Source organism: Neisseria sp. P0022.S010 (assembly GCF_051956635.1).
This window is the reverse complement of record NZ_JBQCXF010000647.1, coordinates 1-1,523: the sequence shown is the minus strand read 5'-3', so window position 1 is coordinate 1,523 and position 1,523 is coordinate 1. Positions and strand designations below refer to the sequence as shown.

Genomic DNA, 1,523 nt, shown 5'->3' with positions numbered 1-1,523 from the left:
GCCGATGGAGAGTTTCTTTGCGGTGTTGAAGACGGAGTGTTTCTATAACGCAGGAGAATTGACGGTGGACGAATTGATGAAGCAGATAGATGACTATATGGATTACTACAACCGGGAGCGTTGCAGTTTGAAATTGAAAAAGCCGAGTCCTGTCGCATACAGAACCCAGCTTACACAGAGCGCCTGAAAAGGCTTTTATGAGTGTCCAAGATTTGGGGGCCGGTTCAAACGTTATTTTCAGACGGCCTGAAGCTTTTGCCGTTTGCCAGAATATGCTGCTTCAAGTTAAAATCATACATTCCAACATGGGTATCACATCATGACTAAATTTATTTTCGTAACCGGCGGCGTTGTATCTTCTTTAGGTAAAGGTATCGCCGCCGCTTCTATTGCTACTATTCTCGAGTCGCGTGGCTTGAACGTGACCATGCTTAAACTCGACCCGTATATCAACGTTGACCCGGGTACCATGAGCCCGTTTCAACACGGCGAAGTATTCGTGACTGATGACGGCGCGGAAACCGACCTCGACCTCGGTCACTACGAGCGTTTCATCAACGCCACCATGACTCGCCGCAACAGCTTCAGTACCGGCCAAGTCTATGAAAACGTGATTGCCAAAGAGCGTCGTGGCGACTATCTGGGCGGTACCGTACAAGTAATTCCGCACATTACTGATGAAATCAAACGCCGCATCCATGAAGGCGCGGCCGGTTATGATGTGGCGATTGTCGAAATCGGTGGCACAGTCGGCGATATCGAATCTTTGCCTTTCTTGGAAGCCATCCGTCAAATGCGCAGCCAGCTCGGCCGCAACAATACATTGTTTGCCCACCTGAGCTATGTTCCTTACATTGCCGCCGCCGGCGAAATCAAAACCAAACCGACCCAGCATACCGTTAAAGAAATGTTGAGCATCGGTTTGCAACCGGATATCCTGATCTGCCGTATGGACAGAGAAATGCCTGCGGACGAGCGCCGTAAGATTGCTTTGTTCTGTAACGTTGAAGAACGCGCCATCGTGGGCAGCTACGATGTGGACAGTATTTACGAATGCCCTGAAATGCTGCATAACCAAGGCATTGACAGCATTATTACCGAGCAGCTCCAACTGAATGTCAAACAAGCCGATTTGACCGAATGGAAGAAAATCGTTCACGCGATTCGAAATCCGAAACATACCGTCAAAATCGCAATGGTCGGCAAATACGTTGATTTGACCGAGTCCTACAAATCATTGATCGAAGCCCTGAAACACGCAGGTATTCACACTGAAACAGACGTACAAATTACCTTTGTTGACAGCGAAAGCATCGAGAAGGGCAATGGCGACGTTTCCATGCTCAAAGGCATGGACGCGATTTTGGTGCCGGGCGGCTTCGGTTCACGCGGCGTGGAAGGCAAAATTGCCGCCGTACGCTATGCGCGTGAAAACAACGTACCATATTTGGGCATCTGTTTGGGTATGCAAATTGCCCTGATTGAATACGCCCGCGATGTTGCAGGCTTGAAGGGTGCGAACT

General features: G+C 49.3%; 2 protein-coding genes. Both read left to right on the top strand.

Features of this window, described 5'->3' with window-relative positions:
- Nucleotides 1–187, top strand: a 187-nt coding sequence (locus ACTHUT_RS20320; protein ID WP_440419604.1) for an IS3 family transposase, incomplete at its 5' end; no start/stop codon positions are given.
- Between the two features lie 132 nt (nucleotides 188–319).
- A partial coding sequence (locus tag ACTHUT_RS20315; RefSeq protein WP_440418774.1) for a CTP synthase occupies nucleotides 320–1,523 on the top strand: 1,204 nt, incomplete at its 3' end.